Consider the following 16534-nt stretch of genomic DNA (forward strand, 5'->3'; position numbering starts at 1 on the left):
TTAAACACTGTCAAGCAACATATTTAATAGACCATAGACGCAATACAACTAACGATTTGCACTTATTTTTTTGGTGCGAAAGTTGAGTTAATTGCTTTAAATGAGTACTGTTAAATGGGGAAATTTCCATTTAAATAGAGGTAATAAGAATTCTATGCCACTTAAAGTGCGTTTTTAATTTGATCAAGGGACACTTCATTTTGGGTTTCACGAGGCAAACATTTAATTTATTAGATAAATAAGAAAAAAATGGATATAATAACAAATTAATCCTTGATAATTTATCCAAATTAAGGTAAAATGTAAGAGTAAATTAATTTAATAGTAGACGAAACCCGTAGACACACCCTAAGTGTGCCTGCGGGTTTTTTTGTCGTAATTTTTTTAAAAATTTAAAAGTTAAATTTTAAAGGGGGAAGAGTATGTTTAATTGTTTAAAAAATTATTTTAATGTGGAAAAAAGGGAGATTTATGTTGGGTTTAAGTTTGTCATTAAAAGGGTGTATCGTGAAAAAATAGTTTATTTAAAATGTGAAGTTATTTCAAATTCACATCCAAATTTTTACTTAGTAAAAGTTCAATCAAATTATAATAATACCGTTTATACAAAAACGATTCATAAAGATGATTTTCCTGAAAATTTTTATGAAAATATGATTCTTTCCTATAAGAATTTAACTTTCATTTAACAATTAAATAATCCCTGTTCTTTTTAGAGCAGGGATATAAAACTTATTCCCCCTAAAAATAAAAATGAGGTGAACAGAATGTTTGAAAATGCTGTTGTCATCGCGATATTTAAAAAAGAAAGTAAGAGAATGGTTTTAAAAATTGATTACGTAAAGGCTTTAGATCATTTTTGGTTAGAAACAGAGGATGAAAATGGCAGCCTTATTGAAAAATCAGAGGTTGTGATTGAATGGAGTGAATGTAAGAAATTGTTAGAGCGATATAAAGTCATATACTTAGAAAAAGAATATATGAATCCGGAATTTTATCAATTATTCTATGATACTTTCTACCAAATCAATTATAGCTCATTTTCTCCCCAGCAGCGGATTCTGTATATTCTTCGTTTATTCTACAATAAAACAAAAATAAAAAAGAAAAGGATTCTTGAAAAGTTTAGTATGAGTGATATGCAATTTACTCGAGATTTAAGGGAGCTACGAAAGTTCTTGGCTGAGGAAGGAAAAGGAATTAAATATAATCGCTTGGATGATGTATATGAATTAGTTGAATTAATTTAAAAATGTTTTATAAAGATCAGGGCACCACTGACTCCTTCATCAACACGGTATGTTTATCTAAAATTTATAATACTATTATAAAAATTGAAAATAAAGAGAGGGGAAAAACGATGATATCAAGTGAATATGGTATTAAATTTGTGTGGGATCAATGGAGAAATGACAGATTAAGAGATGAACGAATCACATTTAATGCTAATAACCGTGTATTTAGTAAATATTTCATTCCAATACATTCAAAAATGCTTGTTTATGTATTAGGGAGTGTTCAACAATTGCAGGGGGTGTATGAAGTAACTGGAGATTATCGTTATTCAGGAGATCCAAGATTTAACGTTGAATTACCAGTGAGGCTTTTATTGGATAAAGAGATTGGTTTGGCAACTAGTGATATTAAAAGACACATTTCCTCCTTTAACCCTTCTACACAGGGTATCAGTTATCAGGCAATCAGTAAGCGTATATTTGATAAATTATTGAGCGATCTCAAAAACAAGTAGTATCCGTTTTTTTAAAGATAAAATCAATTGGAGATCAATAATGTACGTTGATCTCAGTTTTATCATTAATAGTAGTTAAATTATAGAAAGTTCATGAAAAGGAGAGGATACTTTGGGTAAAAAGATATTAAAGGTTCTGGATGATTTTTATCAAAAAACTATGGCTGAAGGTGATGAAATTCATTTAATGGAAGGCAAGATAAAAATTTTAGATTTGAATTTCAAAAATGAATTTGGAAATTTCATTCTCTGTGAGTATATCGATCAGGAATCTAATGAGGAAGATCCAAAAGATAAAATCGTCAACCTCGGTCATCTCGCACACTCTAATCATACTTTTGAAATTGTTGGTACCATTCATGTACCTGGCTATCGAAACCTCTTAGCTGGAATAGGGTTCTATGTATATCACCGAAACTCCAAGGTTACAAAAGGCTATTCTTTTCAGGAAACATGGGACATTGTTTACCGATATGGAGCTACAAATGCTATGGCTTCTTCCAGTCAATCAGGAATCTTTTTTAGTAAATTGATAGATTCTGTTGAAGGGCTTCCCTCATTAGATTCTTTCTATTGGAAAAAGAATGCTTATGATGAAAATGGAAAACCATATGCACCGCTTTCTAAAAAAGCTGAAATAGAGTTAAGAAGGGGAATGCGATATGCAGCAAGGTCATTAATCAATGATAGTATCCGAAAAACATATTCTCCACCGACTAATTTGAAACAAATAGAGAAACTTGCAACCATGATAAGGGATGCAAAAAAGATAACTGTTTTAGCTGGTGCAGGTTTAAGCACCAATAGTGGAATTCCTGACTATCGATCCCCTTCTCTTGGACTTTGGAAGAAAAATCCTGCGATTCTGCAAGATTTAAATGAAGAAACATTTTTAAATGATCCTTACGCATTTTGGGGAAGCTTTTATACATTACTTCAATCCTCCTTACAGCATGTCACCCCATTTCTAAACCATGAAGCATTAGTTGCGACAATACAAGCAATAGAGCCTAATCAGGGACATCGATTTTTCTCGTGGCTTGAAAAAGACATGGGTAAAGATATAACAATTATTACGCAAAATGTAGACGGGTTATCTCAAAAAGCTGGAAACATACATGTTATTGAAATGCATGGAAATATATTTACATGTTCATGTCCAAGTTGTGATAAATCCTATGAGTTGAGCCAGCTTCTAAAGGAAAAACGAATCCCGACATGTAGCTGCGAGACTGTATTAAGACCAAATGTCGTATTTTTTGGTGATCAAGTTCATGATTTTGAGATGGCTCAAAAAGCAGTGAGTGATGCAGATTTAGTATTAGCTGTAGGAACTTCTTTACAAGTATCTCCTTTTAATCAATTACCGAACTACCTAGAAAATGAGGCTAAATTTGTCCTAATTAATGGTACAAAAACGGAAATGGAGGATATGTTTGGTCTTGAGGTGTTGGGAGATATATCGAATATTTGCTATAAAGTGAAAGAACAACTTAAAGGATAAATGGGTTTTGAACAAGATTTACGAAGAAATTTTAAAATTATTTACATCAAAAAACGCACAAATAATTTCAGTGTACTGCAAAAATTTTATGAAAAAAGCGAGGGAGCTTGTGGGGGGCAGCCTCCTCGTGTTGTGGTCAGTGATAGTACGGATCTGAGTATTAATACGTTTATGGAAGTTCTAAAGAAAACAAGTCTGCAATTAATGGATAAAGGCGGTTAGTACAGCAACATTTGGTGTTGATATGATGGGTAAAATATGTTCATGAAACCAATATGTAAGGGGGAAGCAATTTGTTAAATAGAATAAAAGGTGGATTAATTGGACTCGCTGTTGGCGATGCATTAGGTGGAACTACTGAATTTATGTCGCCAGATGAAATTATAAGAGTTCACGGAAGAGTGACAGATATAATTGGTGGTGGAGTTTGGGACCTTGAACCAGGAGAAACCACAGATGACACGGCGATGACCATTGCCGTAGCAAAAGGAATAATTGAAAACTCTAAAAATCCCATTGAAGCTATTGGCCGATATTTTTTAGACTGGTTTAACACAAACCCTAAGGATGTTGGGATAACTATTCAAATTGCTTTTTACAAATATAAAGAAGACTGGGCAGAAGCGGCAAAAGAGGCTCATTTTGCGCTTGATGAAAAAAGTGCCGGTAATGGCAGTCTTATGAGATGTCTCCCTATTGCATTAGCATATACAGATCTGAAAAAAATGGAAGAAATCACATACCTTCAATCAAAGATGACTCATTTTGATGATGAAGCGGCTCATACTTGTATTATTTACAATCGAATTGCATACAGACTTTTACATGGAGAAGACTTAAAGGAAGTTATAGAACAGGAAGCAAGAAATACCATTTATGAAAAGGAATTGTATGAAAAACCTAATTGTCCAGCTGATGGATATGTTGTCCATACGATGAAATGGGTTCTATATTGGCTGTTAACTTGTAAAACCTATAGAGATGTTGTTGTAGAAGCAACGAATCTTGGCGGGGACAGTGATACCATCGCTGCAATAGCTGGAGGATTAAAAGGAATAGAAGTAGGATGGAGCAATCTGCCTCAAGAGTATGAAGGGAAACTAAAAAATAAAGCAGAGCTCATAGAGTTAAGCCATTTACTTTTTTTCACTAGAGGTTGTAATACAGCATCTATAAAAAATGAAAAAGACCACTATATTTCGAATTTGAAGAGAAACACAAAGACATTAATAAAACTCATTGAACATCAGGCACCTACTAGTGAGCAAAATGAACTAATGAATCAAATTCAGAAGGACATATACTTAACAAGAATAATTTTCAATGAAGATGATCCCAAAGAGAAAAAATCGTGGCTAGATATGGAAATACGCTATAGACGATCAAGAAGATTAGCAGATTTAGGTGCACCTAGCATCATTAAACAACATGAATTAACATGGTTATACATCATGATTCACCACTTTGACCTCACTTTGAAGAGAATCAAACCAAGATTCTCAAAGGAACAACTAGAAGAATTAGCAGCATGGAGACAGCTGGAAGAAAGCATGCAAGATTAGAAATTGGGGAAACGGAAGGGCGTGTTTCTTGTTCCAAACTTCAGTCGGGATATTTTGTTTTTTACTTACCTGATTAAGATGAAAATATATTATTCAGTAGAGTGAAGGATTTATTAAGCTGAGAAGAGCGGTGGCAATATGAGCAATTGGATGAGTTGTCACGCAGGTTGTGGATACCGAGACACCTCTGATTATGGTTGGTATGTATGTACTAAGTGTGGAAGAAGAATTTGTTTTACTTGTGCAGCAAAAGAACATTTTTGTTCAGATTGTAAGTTTGGAATGTTAGAGCCTTTATCTAAATAAATTATAGATGAGGTAAATTATTGTTTTGAGTAATAATGGTACGTTGATCCGTTCTTTATGTAAAAAAGAGTATTTTTTGATCAAAAATTGGTTAAGATTTTTTTCAATTTCTTACTGAATTATGAGAACTTTAATGATTAAACCTTACTCTCTAAGAATTTTTACTAAGGAATAGTATGAAATAAATAAGGCTCAAATCTTTTTGTACAGAGGGATTTGGGCTTTTCTTTTATTTTCAGACAGTTTAATTTTTCTATCAATGTTTGAGGGGGAAAAATAATACCTTCAGTTGATTCTTCAATAGGAGTTAAAAATATTTTACTGGTATGATTTTAAATTTATATATGATATTTCTCCTTCTTGGTTATCTTATAAATAGAAGCAAGAAGGAGTGAATGAATTGGCTAAGCGCAGGAAATATAAAAGAAGGAAAAAGGGGATTTTACCGAATATTGTAATTGTGATTTTTGGCATTTATTTATTATTCATGTTTATCATTCAATTCACTGTTCAAGTTATAAATGATATGAAAACAATGATAAGTTCTTTAGGTATAAAAGAATGGGCATGTATTCTACTATTTGCTGCGTTTCTTTATTTTTTATATCACCTTGCAAAAGTAAAGGAAAAGAAATATCAAGAATGGAGAATGCAAGAACGTAAAAGAGAATTAGAAGAATATAAAAAACGACAAATACAACAAATGCAAGATAAAGCAAAGCTAGATGAAATAAAAAACATGGATGCATTTGAATTTGAACGATTTATTAAAGAAATGTTTGAACTAATCGGTTACAAAGGAAAGCTAACTCCAAAAACAAATGATGGCGGAAAAGATATTATTTTAAAGGATGGCAAAGATATTCTTTTAGTAGAATGTAAAAGATACACCTCCAAAAAGGTATCTAGAACGGAGATACAGAAACTGCATAGTGCGATTATAGATATGAATGCAAAGAAGGGATATTTTGTTACGACAAGTGAGTATTCCAAATATGCAATTGATTATGCAGCCAATAAAGAAATCGAGCTAATTAATGGAGACCAATTAATCAATATGCTTAAAAATATTAATAGGGAACGAGAGCGGTATGAATCACTAAGGGAAGATACTTTGGGAGCGGAAAAAATAATAGTTTATTTTTAATTTTTTATGATCTTTTTTTTCTGAATAAATATTCCTCTTCTAGTGTTTTGTTTTATTTTTGTCTAAATAGATAAATCAGCATAGAAGCAGATGAATATAATGGAATTCGTAGAATAGGTTAAAGGAAGTAGGAAAAATAAATAAAAAATAAAGCCACCAGTCAGCTGTCAGATTATTTTAGATTGGAGTAATCAATATGACAAACTCTAAATATACAGAGGAACAAATAAAAAAGGCAATGAATAATGCAAAAGCAAGTTTAGAAATAGAAGGTTATATAGTTAAGAAAGAATATGAAGAACTTGTTCGTAAAAGTTTACTTGGAGAAATTTCAGAAGAGGAATTTCAAGAATGTGCAAAAAAGCTAGTGTTGAAATCGAAGCGCTGCTAACGATAAACAATAAGATGTTGTTCTAAAAGTTTTTTCTTGGGTATAGCCCTTTTTCAAGCATTTAAATTAGAGATTTATTACTGTGTACAATATGCTATATGATAAAATTATGTAGGCTGGTTCAATTAAGCATTTTTGAATAGGAAAAGAAATTTAATTTTGATCCAATTTGGAAATAGGTATAATCTTTCTTCGCTGCCATGTTCAAAATTGGCAAAGAAGAGTCTTGTTTTTGAATAATGGTAGGACTTCAATTGAAAATTCAACAGCCTAGGTTATCAGCTTTTAATAATGAGCCAGTAATAAATTGATTTTGTGTTCCTATTTGTGATGATAGTTTGGTTTTAATTGACCATTTTTTATGATCGTTTTTTATAGCTCCATAAGCTGCACATTTTTGTCTGTTCCCAAGAAACTATTTTGCTCTCTAAATACTCCTTTTTTCCGTTTCTTATCTAATGGTGTTTCTATTTGTTAAAGGGTTTTTTTGAATCTTTTCAGCAGAAATGGGGGCTTGTAGATTCCATTTTATGTAAAAAATATACTCTGATAAAATGTTTTCTAATGGCCTCCACCGTGGCATCCATATGGCAACAAACTTAAAATAAACAGAAATAATTTATAATTACTGAAGAAAACAAAAAACCGCAAACCCCTTGATACATAAGGATTTGCAGTAACTATCGGTAACTCTAAATAATGAACAAGAATACAAGACTCGCCTTTGACAGGCAAGGGGTCACTGGTTCGAACCCAGTACAGGTCATTCATTACAGGAGGCTCAAATCCTTTTTTATTACGGGATTTGAGCTTTTTCTATTTTCTATTCAGATGGAACAAGTTCGTTTTCTTGGTCATAAAAATAAAAAGACCTCCTTGGTTTAAAACTGGAGGCGGATTGTGTTAACTGAATAGTTTTTTAGCATTATCCAGAATATTTATTTGGAGTAATAGAGTAATGATAAATCCCAATATCTTCATCTATAAAACCTCTTTTTTGAGCTGCTTTAAGAGTATGAAACATATTTTCTCTTCCCACTCCATTATCAGTATGCAGGTAGATTTTATCAGCACGCAACCCGTTTTCACACATGTATTTCACAAATCATACCCAGTAGGCAATAGATGGCCATCTGAATCTTCTCCTAAGTCATGATCAAGAGAGAGGATATGAATTTTATAATTTTTAAGATAATCTATAGCTTCTTCCATATTTCTTGCAATTGTATAGCCGATTGGACAGTCTCTTAAATCATCGACGTATAGATTGATTATGTTCATGGGAAACAACCTCTCTAATATAATTGTTATTTGGATAAAATTGTTTAAATGTAATCTCTCCTAGTATAAATGCACATTGCTATATTTAATAGTAATACAATTGGTGGTCAATCCAATTTAAGTTAAACTAGATTGACTATCAAAGTATTAAGAAACAGGGCAAGCAGAGAGTAAAAGTAACTTCTAGCCTAGATAATAGGGAGGAAGTTATAACAAAAAATCAAAACCACCGTCTTCTATTTAAAGTATTTAAAGGAACATTTGGACCTAGATAAGGATAATATGCTTGGGTTCCTTGTGGTCTGGGAGCGATCTTGAACATTTGGCCACCTATCATGTAGTAATAACTATCTCCATTTCCTAACATCTGTTGATTCCAAGCTCCATATGTTGGCTGAGGAAAGTTTTGATAAATCACTCCGTTAAGCCCAGTAATGACTGTTGGTTGCATAAGTGAACCTCCTTCATTTTTTGCTTTTATAATATGTAAATCATCTTAGTTAGTTGGTTGTCCATCATTAAATAGGTTTTTGCGTTATTAAAATAACGGTTACTTAAATATTAATAAGGGAAGTAATTTTCATTGTCCCATAAACAAATAATCTCCTCATCTCAATTGTTTTCTCGCTCCTCTTGAATTTCACGTAATTGAGAAATAGTCACTAGTTGATATCCTTCCTTTGTTAGCTTCTCAATAATTTCTACGGCAGCATCAGCACTTATATCGTAAATATCATGGAGGAGAATAATACTTTCATCCTTTGCTTCTTTCATGACCTTTTCCACAATTTTCTTTTTTGTTGGCTGTTTCCAGTCTTCTGGATCAATGGTCCAAAGAACGATTTCTTTGTCAAGTTCTTTTTTAATTTCCTTTTGCATTGCTCCATATGGAGGACGAATAATTGTTGTTTCCAATCCTGTTATTTCTTTTAGTAAGGTATCTGTATCTTGGAACTCTTTTAAAGCCTTTTTCATTGTCATTTTAGTTAGAAGAGGGTGATCCCAAGAATGGTTTCCGATTTCATGTCCTTCTTTGATAGTCTGCTGAATGATAGCAGGGTAATATTGAACCCGCTCGCCAAGAACAAAAAACGTTGCGTGACCGTTATTTTTCTTTAATGCGTTCAAGATTTTTTTTGTTGGTTTATTACTTGGTCCATCATCAAAAGTTAAGGCGATGACTTTTTTTGACGGATCAATTTTCGCTACATCTGGTAATTCTGTAGCCATTTTATTAGGAGTTGTTTCGGTAAGTTGATTATTATTTTTTTCATTATCTTGATAGATTGGCAACAATTTATCTTGTAAGATTTCTTTTTTGATAGCTAGTTCTTGAACTCCTTGCTCTATTGTAGCGACCTGATTTTCAGGGAAATAGAAAAGAATGAAATCATTTAGAACCGCAAAATTTTGAAAGTTTTCTTCTTTAGGAGCTGTTCCTAGTTTTAATAATCCTTCGTCAGCTGCAAGAACGTTATCCTTCATTAGTTCACAATAACTAATTTTTGAAAGGCTAAATAAATAATGGCTGTTTTCTTGGAAAAGATCTTTTAGTGTTAGCTGTTTATGTGTTTGTAAATCAAATGTTAAGCTTTCTGTTTTCGAAATTCCGTTAGTCCCTGTTATATATTCATAGGTTTCAAAAAGAATAGAGATGGTCTGCTTGCTGTAATGGGTGATTGAGTAAGAAATATGTAAGGAAGTTTCTTGTGTTTTTGGGACATTGGCTTTTTGAATATGCTGATCATATTCGATAATCTTATTTGCAATATATTGCTGTAATGAGGAAGTTATCGTTTTATCTGGAAGGATAGGATAACTAGTCCAGTACCCACCGTGCTTTTTGTCCTTTACATATGAATTTATTTCAATAGTTTTATAGTTTTTATCATATTGTATTTTTACCTCTGGTTTTTTGGCTGGCGGTTCAGCAGCTTTCTTTTTTTCACTTTCAAAAATTTTAAATCCAAAAAATAAAAGGCTGAGGCAAAAAAAGGATATTAAATATTTTCTCCATCTAAGGCTTTTCATGATGATTTAGCTCCTTGCTTGTAATCTATAAGTTGATCTCCATTATATAGACGTAATAGAAGGCAGATTGGTTTTACATTTAAAGAAATTTTTTGGGGGAATTTTTCCTAATGCAAAGCTGGGAATAATGACAAGGATTAAACTCAATTTTTCAGAAATATTAAGAATAAAAAATTTTCTTTAATAATGGGTTGATAAAAGAAAAAATTTTTCGTATAATAAAAACATCAAATGAAAACACTTTCAAACGTAAGGGAAAAGGGGTACAAAGATGGATGCCTATTTATTAATTATTGCATTACTTTCCATAGTTATTGTTATTTTAGGAGTTTCACTATTAAAGTGGCATGCTTTTATCAGTTTAACAGTAGCAAGTTTATTTCTAGCCATTTTTTCAGGATTATCTTTTGACAAGATTGTAAGCGCTTATGAAACTGGTGTAGGCGGCGTTTTAGGTCACTTAGTAGGAATATTAGCATTAGGGACTATTTTGGGGAAAATGCTTTCAGAATCTGGAGCAGGATTAAAAATTGCTAACTTTTTTGTAAACGTTTTTGGGGAAAAGAAATTACCATGGGCAATGTTTTTCTCTGGCTTTATTATCGGAATTCCCGTATTTTTTGAGGTTGGTATTTTAATATTATTGCCATTAGTTATATCTATTCAAAAAGCAACAAAGAAGAATATTCTATTGATAGCATTGCCTGGTATTGCTGGATTGTCAATCGTCCATGGCCTTGTTCCGCCACACCCTGGTGCGATTGCGGCAATCGGAATTTTTGATGCTAATTTAGGAACTGTATTATTATATTCACTGATTATTGCGTTACCTGCTGGAATCATTGGTGGACCATTATTTGCGAAGTGGATTAATAAGCGTGTTTTTCCAAAGGGAGAATCTTCTCTTATCACTGCAGAACCAATAGCACAAGATAAATTGCCAAGTACTGGCGTATCATTTTTATCTATTTTATTACCTGTTATTTTAATGATAATTGGAACAGCTGCACCTTATTTGACGATCTTTTCAGAAGGGGTAAGAAATGTACTTGCCTTTCTAGGTAGTCCATTATTAGCACTATTAATTGCTGTATTCTTTGCCTTCTATTTCCTTGGTATACGTCAAGGAATGAATAAAGATAGTATTAAAAAATTTACAGAAGACTGTTTTTTACCAGTTGGTTCCATTTTATTAATCATTGGAGCAGGTGGAGCGTTCAAACAGGTGTTGATTGATAGTGGAGTAGGGAGTACGATTGGAACAATGTCGGAAAGCTTATCTTTATCACCACTAGTATTAGCTTTCATAATTGCTGGATTAATTCGAATAGCTACAGGTTCAGCAACAGTTGCTTTAACGACAGCTGCAGGAATTGTTTCCCCAATTATTGCTGGAATGTCAGGAGTAAATGTGGAGCTGTTGGTTATCGCAACAGGTGCAGGTTCTCTAATGTTCTCTCATGTAAATGACGCTGGATTCTGGATGGTAAAAGAATACCTTGGGTTAACAGTAGAAGAAACATTTAAAACTTGGACAGTTCTAGAAACGGTATTATCATTCGTCGCATTTGCAGGAGTGTTAATATTAGATTTAATTGTTTAATAGAATCCCTATAGTGGAAGAAGCTGGGATATAAGTATTCCCGCTAGTGATAAACACGAACAGTTATACAAAACATGTATAATTTTTCGTGTTTTTATTTTAAAGAAGGTTTCAATAAAAGTATGTGTTAATCCGCAACATGAAAACACTATGCTTTCTATTGGGCGAGCGATGAGTACCCTCTTTATGTTAATTAACAGGAAATGTTTTTAGTTTAAATTTAGAATATTCTTTTATTTTAAGCAAATAGATATCTCAATTTTGAAAAAACATTTACCAAAAGCAATTTACTTGTTATTCTCTAAAAATATAGTATAGTTATATTCTCCATATGGAAGCAATTAAAGGGGAAATGTTGATGAAACAAGTATATAGTGATTTCATTCAATTTCGTGGAAATCATTATGATTTTGGATATGTGCAAGGACAATTATTGAAGGAATCTCCTATTTTGCCTAATCGAATAAAGCATTGGACATCAAAGCGGAAACGTTATTTTACCATAAATGAAAAAGAATCCATCCAGCTTCTTAATAAGTTTATTCCGGGAATGCTAGCAGAAATCAATGGCCTAGCAGACGCTCTCCACTGGAAACTCAAAGATGCATTAAGGGAATTTGGTGGCCATTACGTCGAATATGCAAGAAGTGGCTGTTCGATCTTAGCAGGATCGAATTACTTAATTAGAAACTATGATAGTCATCCTGGTTCATACGAAGGGCGTTACATGATATATCAGCCAACTGATACGGGTTATGCTGTTATTGGTCCATCTATGCAAATAACTGGAAGAATCGATGGCATGAATGAAAAAGGTCTAGTGATGGGCTATAATTTTATTAATCGAGTTGGTTCTGGGGATGGTTTTATATGTAATATGATTGGTCGAATAATCTTAGAAACATGTGCAAATGTGGAAGAAGCAATTGCTTTATTAAAGGAAATTCCTCATCGAACTTCTTTTAGCTATGTATTATTAGACAATTGTGGAGAAGCATACGTGGTAGAAGCAACTCCAAGGTCAGTTATTGCAAGAAAATCAAATATAAGTACCAATCATTTCGAAATCTTAAAGGAAGAAAACCAATATCAAATGGATGACTCCATAAGAAGAAAGCAGAAAATAGAAGGACAACAAGGCAGTTACTCCAATGTATATGAAGCTTTTCGCATATTGAATGATAGGGATAAAGAAGTGTTTTCAAATAAGTATAATGCTTGGTCTGGAACGCTTCACACCGCAGCATATCTCCCTCATGAAAAAAAAGCATGGTTTGCGATTGGTAGTGATCGAATGCCTTTAATCATTGATTTGGATTCCTTTTTGAAGGGAGAAAAACTGAATTTAAAAAGAATTAAAGGAAAGCTTGAATTTGATACTCCTTTTATTAATATGGAGATATTATAATAGTTTGAATAGATGAAGGGAGCTAATTATGGATTAACCATAACTAACTCCCTTTTTGGCTTTGTTAAAACACGGAAGTAGTAAGAATCGTTCGTTCCCTTATATTCTTGTATCCGATATAGCATTTCTGATTCTTTCTAATGATTGATTTGCAATATTTTTATTTAAAATCATCACATTTACATATAATGCATCAATTAAACTAAGCTGACCAATTCTTGAAGATAAAGCTTCCGAACGGTATTCCGTTTCCTCAGAGCTTGTGAATAGAGCTACATCTGAATTCTGACCGATTGGTGATCTGGGATACCCAGTAATTCCAATGGTTTTAGCACCATTACTTTTAGCTGTTTTCATTATGCTAATAGTATCTTTGTTAGTACCAGAGTGTGAAATAATGACAGCGACGTCCTGTTCTGATAGTTGAGAAGAAGACATTAGCTGAAAATGAGAGTCTACGAATGAAAACGCTTTAATTCCAGTTCGTACAAATTTATGGAAAGCATCCATTGCAATAACAGCTGAACCACCTGTACCATAAAACTCTACTCGTTTTGCATGTAATAATAATTCAACTGCTTTTTGAATAGAATGGCCGTTTAGTATTTCCAATGTATTTTCAAGTGTTCGTACATTGGATTTAAATACTTTTTCAGTAACGGTTTTGACACTATCATTTTCGCTAATTTCCTCATGAATTTGCTGAATTGGTTCAATTACTTCAGAAGCTAAAGCTATTTTCATTGCTTGATAGCCTTTAAAACCAATCCGCTTACAGAACCGAAAAACCGTTGCGTCCGCAACGCCTAAATCTTCTGCTAATTCATTGATGGTGGAATGAATGATTTTTTCAGGATTCTCAAGAATGTAATCAGCGATTTTTTTTTCTTTTTCACTTAGTCTAGCGTAATAGGAACGAATTTTCCCAAGACAATTTTGCGCCATAGACTTCTATCCTTTCCAAATTAATATAGTTGTAGTATAACACAATTAGTCACTTGAAAAAATTTTTCTTATTATAACATTTTTTTTCAAAAAATATTCGTAAAGGGGTATTATTTTCGAAAAAAATTTCGTATAATAATTTATATAGAGAAATATTTTTTCAAAAGGAGAGAATAACGAATGAACATCGGTCTTATTGGTTTAGGAAAAATGGGATATAACTTAGCTTTAAATATGGTGGATCATAAGTATAGTGTAACAGCTTTTGATATAAATGAAAGCGCTGTAAAAGAAATTTCTCATAAAAATGTAACAGGAGTAAATACAATTGAGGATTTAGTGAAAAATCTGCCTACACCAAGAGTAATTTGGCTAATGGTTCCTGCCGGAGAAGTGACAGAAAATGTGTTGTGCGAAGTAAAGAAGTATGTGGAAACAGGGGATATTATTATTGATGGTGGTAATTCTCATTATAAAGACTCGAAAAGAAGAGGGCTTGATTTAGAAGAACTTGGCGTTTTCTATTTAGATGTTGGTACAAGTGGCGGTGTAGACGGGGCTCGAAATGGCGCTTGTATGATGATTGGCGGCAATAAAGAAATATTTGATAAGGTTGAAGAATTGTTTAAGGATTTATGTGTGGAAAATGGCTATACGTATGCTGGTGTATCTGGAAGCGGCCATTTTCTGAAAATGGTTCATAATGGAATTGAGTATGGCATGATGCAATCCATTGCAGAAGGTTTTGAGCTACTGGAAAAAAGTGAGTATGATTTTGATAACGAAGGTGTGGCAAAGGTTTGGAATAACGGTTCTGTCATTCGTTCTTGGTTAATGGAATTAACGCAAAATGCTTTTTCTAAAGATCCAAAGCTTGAAGGTATTAAAGGTGTAATGCATTCTTCTGGTGAAGGAAAATGGACACTGGAAACAGCATTAGATTTACAAACGGCTATGCCAGTTACAGCATTATCTTTAATGATGCGCTATCGTTCATTAGATGAAGATACATTTTCAGGTAAAGTTGTTGCGTCTTTACGAAATGAATTTGGCGGCCATAGTGTAGAATCTAAATAAAACGAAAAGTCCTTTAGCAAGTATGTTTTGCTGAAGGACTTTTTTGAAAAAATGGACAACTAGAACAGACTAAAAAGAGCAGCCATTGACAGGAAATTATCTTTAATTGCAAGTATCATGGAGGTGAGATTCATATGAAAATAAACCAGAACTAAAAGTTGGAGGTACTAGTTATGAAGAAATTTGAGGTGAAGATAGTTCAAATTAGAGAAGATAGTTCTTTTAATATTGGGATGAAAACAGGACAGCACATACTGGATAGTTCTCTTGTTCCGATGTGGAATAAGATTTTCGAGCATGACATTGACTATAAAAATATGCGCTCCATATTTTCATCCTATACTCCCCATCTACTAGAAGAGTTGGAAGGACTAGCACAAGGATTGGGAATTTCATCTATTAGAGCTGCATCCATGTTTAGTGGTTATGATGTTCCAAAGATAGATGCGATGGGGTGCACGGCTATACTTACAGATCAATATTATGTTAGGAACTATGATTTTTCCCCCGATTTTTATGATGGTATTTTTAGTTTAGTCCAATCAAAGACAGCACTTGCCACAGCAGGATATAATCTCCAAATTTTAGGGAGACACGATGGAGCTAATCAGGAAGGATTAGTAATGGGACTAAACTTTGTAAGTTATAATGGATATACAAAAGGTATTTCACCTTGGACAGCAATCAGGATGGCATTGGATACTTGCTCCACAGTCGATGATGCATTTGCTCTGCTAAAAGAATTACCGCATTCAGCGTGTTATAATTTTTCCTTGGGTGATAAAAAAGGCAACATTGCGGTTATTGAAGCAACCCCGGAAAAAATTTGTATCAGAAATGATGATTCCCTTTTATCATGTGTTAATCATTTTCAAACGCAGGAACTCCAAGAAAAAAATAGATTATCTATTGATGGTTCGATCAAAAGAAATAATTATTTACAATCATTTTATGGAGATAAACTAACACAAGACGAGATGTTTAAAATTTTCGCAAATAAACGCTCCCCTGTATTTTTTACAGATTATGAAAACCTATTTGGAACACTTCATACCTTTTCCTATTCCTTTAATAAATCGAGAATTATTACTTCTATAGCTCAAGGGAAGGAAGCTTTGGATTTTAATTTTAATAATTGGGTGAATGGGAAAGATATTGCCAGCAATAAAATGACTGGTTTAATCGAGAAAAGTAATTCGTTTAAATGATGTATGCTAGTTAATGTCTAAAACCTTGATATATAAGGGATAAGGCTTTTTTATTTATATCGTAATTAAGTTTAAGAAGGATTAATCTAGAAGTTGACGGGTAGTTCAATTAAAAAGAAGGGACTCATAACTATCGGAGTTTAGTGGATTAGCAATGAAACTATTAATTGAAGATCTTTAATTTTCAACAATAGATTGAATTATACCCGTATTATTAATGAATAAAATATGGGAGTAGAAGAGAAAGACACATAAACGAACTAGCACATGGAACCTCATAAGGATATTGTGCCTTTTTTTAGGTGAGTAGCATGTAAAAAA

General features: G+C 32.9%; 17 protein-coding genes. 12 read left to right on the forward strand and 5 right to left on the reverse strand.

From position 1 onward, the window contains the following. Positions 1-422 precede the first annotated feature (422 nt). The 8 genes from ACTNDN_RS09760 (at position 423) to ACTNDN_RS09795 (ending at position 6660) form a co-directional block, all read left to right on the forward strand. A complete protein-coding gene (locus ACTNDN_RS09760; RefSeq protein ID WP_251629370.1) occupies positions 423-689 on the forward strand; it encodes a hypothetical protein in 267 nt (88 codons plus the stop codon). A gap of 78 nt (positions 690-767) precedes the next feature. Further along, positions 768-1250 carry a hypothetical protein gene (locus tag ACTNDN_RS09765; protein WP_251629372.1) on the forward strand — a complete coding sequence of 161 codons (483 nt, stop codon included), beginning with the start codon at positions 768-770 and terminating at the stop codon, positions 1248-1250. Between the two features lie 110 nt (positions 1251-1360). Then, positions 1361-1750, forward strand: a complete 390-nt coding sequence (locus ACTNDN_RS09770; RefSeq protein WP_441131177.1) for a hypothetical protein — start codon at positions 1361-1363, stop codon at positions 1748-1750. Positions 1751-1862: 112 nt separating this feature from the next. Continuing rightward, entirely contained in the window at positions 1863-3254 is a 1392-nt protein-coding gene (locus tag ACTNDN_RS09775; protein WP_441131178.1) for an SIR2 family NAD-dependent protein deacylase, read from the forward strand. Beyond that, positions 3255-3476: a hypothetical protein gene (locus tag ACTNDN_RS09780; protein WP_251629377.1), complete on the forward strand. Its 222-nt coding sequence runs from the start codon at positions 3255-3257 to the stop codon at positions 3474-3476. Between the two features lie 71 nt (positions 3477-3547). Further along, complete coding sequence (locus ACTNDN_RS09785; RefSeq protein WP_251629379.1) at positions 3548-4816, forward strand: ADP-ribosylglycohydrolase family protein; 1269 nt, start codon at positions 3548-3550, stop codon at positions 4814-4816. A gap of 706 nt (positions 4817-5522) precedes the next feature. After that, complete coding sequence (locus ACTNDN_RS09790; RefSeq protein WP_251629381.1) at positions 5523-6269, forward strand: restriction endonuclease; 747 nt, start codon at positions 5523-5525, stop codon at positions 6267-6269. A 196-nt stretch (positions 6270-6465) separates the two neighbouring features. Then, a complete protein-coding gene (locus ACTNDN_RS09795) occupies positions 6466-6660 on the forward strand; it encodes an antitoxin VbhA family protein (protein WP_251629382.1) in 195 nt (64 codons plus the stop codon). Positions 6661-7585: 925 nt separating this feature from the next. Here ACTNDN_RS09795 and ACTNDN_RS09800 read toward each other — a convergent pair. From ACTNDN_RS09800 to ACTNDN_RS09815, 4 genes are all read right to left on the reverse strand, one after another. After that, on the reverse strand, positions 7586-7738 hold the full coding sequence (locus ACTNDN_RS09800) for a hypothetical protein (protein ID WP_441131179.1): 153 nt from the start codon (positions 7736-7738) through the stop codon (positions 7586-7588). Between the two features lie 20 nt (positions 7739-7758). Then, positions 7759-7941, reverse strand: a complete 183-nt coding sequence (locus tag ACTNDN_RS09805; RefSeq protein ID WP_311298479.1) for a cyclic-phosphate processing receiver domain-containing protein — start codon at positions 7939-7941, stop codon at positions 7759-7761. Positions 7942-8161: 220 nt separating this feature from the next. After that, entirely contained in the window at positions 8162-8392 is a 231-nt protein-coding gene (locus ACTNDN_RS09810; RefSeq protein ID WP_251629383.1) for a hypothetical protein, read from the reverse strand. A gap of 161 nt (positions 8393-8553) precedes the next feature. Next, positions 8554-9972, reverse strand: coding sequence for a polysaccharide deacetylase family protein (locus ACTNDN_RS09815; protein ID WP_251629384.1), 1419 nt, complete (start codon positions 9970-9972; stop codon positions 8554-8556). Positions 9973-10243: 271 nt separating this feature from the next. On the opposite strand from ACTNDN_RS09815, the gene ACTNDN_RS09820 reads away from it, so the two are divergent. Both ACTNDN_RS09820 and ACTNDN_RS09825 read left to right on the forward strand, forming a co-directional pair. Beyond that, entirely contained in the window at positions 10244-11575 is a 1332-nt protein-coding gene (locus tag ACTNDN_RS09820; RefSeq protein WP_031536813.1) for a GntT/GntP/DsdX family permease, read from the forward strand. 358 nt (positions 11576-11933) lie between these two features. After that, positions 11934-12983, forward strand: coding sequence for a C45 family autoproteolytic acyltransferase/hydolase (locus ACTNDN_RS09825; RefSeq protein ID WP_235252280.1), 1050 nt, complete (start codon positions 11934-11936; stop codon positions 12981-12983). A 99-nt stretch (positions 12984-13082) separates the two neighbouring features. Here the strand turns inward: ACTNDN_RS09825 and ACTNDN_RS09830 are convergent, their stop codons facing one another. Next, positions 13083-13928: a MurR/RpiR family transcriptional regulator gene (locus ACTNDN_RS09830; protein WP_235252281.1), complete on the reverse strand. Its 846-nt coding sequence runs from the start codon at positions 13926-13928 to the stop codon at positions 13083-13085. A gap of 180 nt (positions 13929-14108) precedes the next feature. Here ACTNDN_RS09830 and gnd point away from each other — a divergent pair, with 180 nt between their 5' ends. Together gnd and ACTNDN_RS09840 are read left to right on the forward strand one after the other, a co-directional pair. Further along, complete coding sequence (gene gnd / locus ACTNDN_RS09835; RefSeq protein ID WP_031536817.1) at positions 14109-15005, forward strand: phosphogluconate dehydrogenase (NAD(+)-dependent, decarboxylating); 897 nt, start codon at positions 14109-14111, stop codon at positions 15003-15005. Positions 15006-15178: 173 nt separating this feature from the next. Next, the gene (locus tag ACTNDN_RS09840; protein ID WP_031536818.1) at positions 15179-16213 is read left to right on the forward strand and encodes a C45 family autoproteolytic acyltransferase/hydolase; all 1035 of its coding nucleotides are present in this window, start codon (positions 15179-15181) and stop codon (positions 16211-16213) included. Positions 16214-16534 lie beyond the last annotated feature (321 nt).

Origin of the sequence: Niallia sp. HCP3S3_B10, from assembly GCF_052064465.1 — a bacterium.
GTDB lineage: Bacteria > Bacillota > Bacilli > Bacillales > Cytobacillaceae > Niallia > Niallia hominis.